The 2,497-nt window shown below is 71.6% G+C and carries 2 protein-coding genes; one reads left to right on the top strand and one right to left on the bottom strand.

Annotated features, from left to right (window positions below; all coding sequences use genetic code 11):
- Nucleotides 1–9 precede the first annotated feature (9 nt).
- Nucleotides 10–624 carry a TetR/AcrR family transcriptional regulator gene (locus tag G6028_RS12115; RefSeq protein ID WP_179524169.1) on the bottom strand — a complete coding sequence of 205 codons (615 nt, stop codon included), beginning with the start codon at nucleotides 622–624 and terminating at the stop codon, nucleotides 10–12.
- Nucleotides 625–730: 106 nt separating this feature from the next.
- Between G6028_RS12115 and G6028_RS12110 the strand changes: the two genes are divergently transcribed.
- On the top strand, nucleotides 731–2,377 hold the full coding sequence (locus G6028_RS12110; RefSeq protein WP_259848356.1) for an MFS transporter: 1,647 nt from the start codon (nucleotides 731–733) through the stop codon (nucleotides 2,375–2,377).
- The last annotated feature ends 120 nt before the right edge of the window (nucleotides 2,378–2,497 follow it).

The following is a 2,497-nucleotide window of genomic DNA, read 5'->3' as shown; positions in this document are numbered from 1 at the left end:
CGGCGCCGGTCACGAGTCGGCCACCGCGCGGTGCCGGGCAGCCTCCCCCGCGAGGCGGCTGCGCAGGAAGTCGTCGACGAGCATCTCGATGTCCGCGGCGGTGAACGGTCGCAGTCCGATCATGCGCGCGAGGACCACCGGCCCGGCGAGCTGGGCCACCGCCAGGTCGCGGTCCCCGGGGATCAGGGTTCCGGCGGACTCGGCGGTGGACAGGACGGCGTGCAGGGGGGCGGCGTAGGAGTCCACGACGCCGCGGCGCAGCTCGCCCACCTCGTCGTCGTCCCCGGCACCCCGGCCCATCGCCAGCCATCCCCACATCGACTGCTGGAGCGGGGCGTCCTGGATCAGGCGCGTCATGGACGTGCACAACTGGACGAGTTGATCGCGCACCGGGGCGTCACTCGGAGGCGGCTCCGGCGCCGGCAGCAGGCGCCGGAACGCCGCCGCGATCAGTGAGTCGGTGGAGGGGAAGTTGCGGTACAGCGTGGTCCGGGCGACGCCGGACACGCGGGTGACCGCGTCCACCGTCACCGCCGCGGCACCACCTGACAGGAGCAGGTCCACCGCGGCGTCCAGGAGTTTTCCCCGCGAGCGGGCGCGGCGCGGATCGGTCGGAGACTGCATGGGTCCATTGTGACGGCCCCCGGTGGGATACGGTGTGGTGACCCGACCGATACCGGCGGTATCGTTTCTTCAGATGTCGCCACACCTCCGACCCCAGGGAGCCGAAGTGCTGGAACTGACCACCGGACGGCGCCGCTGGCTGCTGTTCGTCAACATCGTGGCGGTGTCGCTGGTCGTCGCCACGATGTCCGCGCTGTACACCTCCCTGCCGGACATCGCCGTGGCCACCGGGGCAACCCAGGCCCAGCTCACCTGGATCGTCGATTCCTACACGCTGGCGCTCGCCGCGCTCGTGCTCACCGCAGGCGCCCTGGGCGACCGCTTCGGCCGCCGGGCCACCCTCATCGTGGGGCTGGCCCTGTTCACCGTGTCCTCGGCCCTGCCCATCTGGCTGGACTCGCCGCTCTGGGTGATCGTCCTGCGTGCGGTGGCCGGAGTGGGCGCGGCGTTCGTCATGCCCTCCACGCTCTCGCTGCTCACCGCCAGTTTCCCGTCCGAGCGTCGCGGTTCCGCAGTGGGCATGTGGGCCGGGTTCGCGGGTATCGGCGGGATCGTCGGCCTGCTCAGCTCGGGGGTCATGCTGGAGGTGTGGTCGTGGAAGGCGATCTTCGTGGTCTACTCCGGCATCGGTCTGCTGGTGCTCCTGGCCGCCCTCACGATCGGTGAATCCGTGGCGTCCCGGCACGGGCGGCCGGACGTGCTGGGATCCGTGTTCTCGGCGCTGGCGGTCGGTGGCGTCGTCTTCGGCCTCATCGAGGGCGCGCACACGAGTTTCTCCGACCCCCTCGTCGTCGTCACCCTCATCGTGGCCGCGGTGAGCCTGCTGGCCTTCGTCCTGGTCGAACTCCGTGCCACCGATCCCCTTCTCGACGTGCGGTACTTCCGCCGGCGGGGCTTCGCCACGGGTTCCATCTCCGTCGGGATGCAGTTCCTGACGATCTTCGGGTTCTTCCTGCTGATCGTGCAGTACCTGCAGTTGGTCAAGGGGTACGACCCGATCGCCGCCTCCCTGGCGTTGGCTCCGATGGCGCTGCCGGTCCTGCTCTTCTCACTGGTCTCGCCCCGCATCACCGCCGTGGTCGGACTGCGGGTCGTCTCCGTGGTGGGCGTCGGCGCGATCGCGGCCGGGATGATCCTGCTCTCCCGGCTGGGTGTCGACTCCACGTACTGGGACATCATGTGGCCGATGCTCGCGGCGGGCGTGGGTCTGGGGCTCTCGACGGCGCCGGCGACCTCGGCGATCGTCTCCGACATCTCCGTCGACGAACAGGGGGTGGCCGCCGCCGTCAACGACGCGATGCGCGAGGTGGGAGCCGCGATCGGCATCGCGCTCTCGGGCAGCATCCTGGCCGGCCGCTACGCCACCGGGATCGTCGACGTCCTGCCCGGCGTGCCCGAGTCCGGGCGTCAGGCGGTGGAGAGCTCGTTCGCCGGCGCGGTGGAGTTCGTCGCCGTGGCCGGGCCGGCGCTCCAGGGGATAGTCGACGCCGCCGCCGACGTCTTCGTGACCGGGATCTCCGACGCACTGTTCGCGCTGGGGCTGGTCGCGGCGGGCGCTGCGGTGGTGCTGCTGTTCGTGGCCCCCGGGCGGGGTTACGTCCCCCACGGCGAATCGGAGACGGGGGATGCGGCTGCGGCTGCGGCTGCTGCTGCTACTACGGGGGACGCCGGGGTCGCCGGCGGTTCCGAACCCGCCTCGATGGCATCCGCTTCCGCGCCTGCCCGCAACCGGGGGACCCGCCCCCGACCATGAACACGCGCGTGCGCGGTGGTGCACGCGAGAGTGCAGCGGCTGAGGCGTACGGCGGGCGCACGAGCGGATGCACAGATGCGCGGCGTGCCGCTGCGCTCGCTAGCGCTCGCTCCGCGGCTC

Origin of the sequence: Dietzia cercidiphylli (genome assembly GCF_014145145.1) — a bacterium.
Classification (GTDB): Bacteria; Actinomycetota; Actinomycetes; order Mycobacteriales; family Mycobacteriaceae; genus Dietzia; species Dietzia natronolimnaea.
This window is presented reverse-complemented; position numbering and strand designations above follow the sequence as displayed.